Here is a 544-nt window from a genome sequence, read left to right on the forward strand (position 1 = left end):
CCTGAACGGCGGTCAGGAAGCGATAGAAGAACGCGCACGCAATGAACTGGGCATGATCAAGCCCGGCGAGACTTTCTATCGTCTGGTTCCTGAACCTTCCGGGCGCAACGCGGCGTCTGCCACACAGAACAACCCATCGAAGTAACGCATGAATCCATCCGTAGGCTCCTCCCCTCAGGTGATCGCCGTCCTGCCCGCTGCCGGTATTGGCAGCCGTATGCAGGCCGAGTGCCCGAAGCAATATTTAACCATCGGCCATCAAACCATTCTTGAGCACGCGATCCACGCTTTGCTACGCCATCCGCGTATTACCCAGGTGATCGTGGCTATCAGCCCCGAAGACCAACAATTCAAGACATTATCGATTGCCAGCGATCCGCGGGTCCTGGTCACTGAGGGTGGGCAACAGCGCGCCGATTCGGTACTGGCCGGGCTGCAATTGGCAGGCAACGCACACTGGGTTTTGGTCCACGATGCTGCCCGCCCTTGCCTGCATCCCGACGATCTGGAGCGGTTGCTCGCGATCACGGCACACAGTAAGGTC

General features: G+C 59.0%; 2 protein-coding genes. Both read left to right on the forward strand.

Annotation, left to right across the window (positions count from 1 at the left end; genetic code table 11):
- The coding region (locus JHD74_RS26005) for a septum formation initiator family protein (RefSeq protein ID WP_199063909.1) at positions 1 to 145 on the forward strand (145 nt) is incomplete at its 5' end.
- Positions 146 to 148: 3 nt separating this feature from the next.
- On the forward strand, positions 149 to 544 hold a 396-nt coding region (locus tag JHD74_RS26010; protein WP_199063910.1), incomplete at its 3' end, for a 2-C-methyl-D-erythritol 4-phosphate cytidylyltransferase.

The sequence above is a fragment of the Serratia sp. ASV30 genome (genome assembly GCF_016428815.1).
GTDB classification, from domain to species: Bacteria; Pseudomonadota; Gammaproteobacteria; order Enterobacterales; family Enterobacteriaceae; genus Chania; species Chania fonticola_C.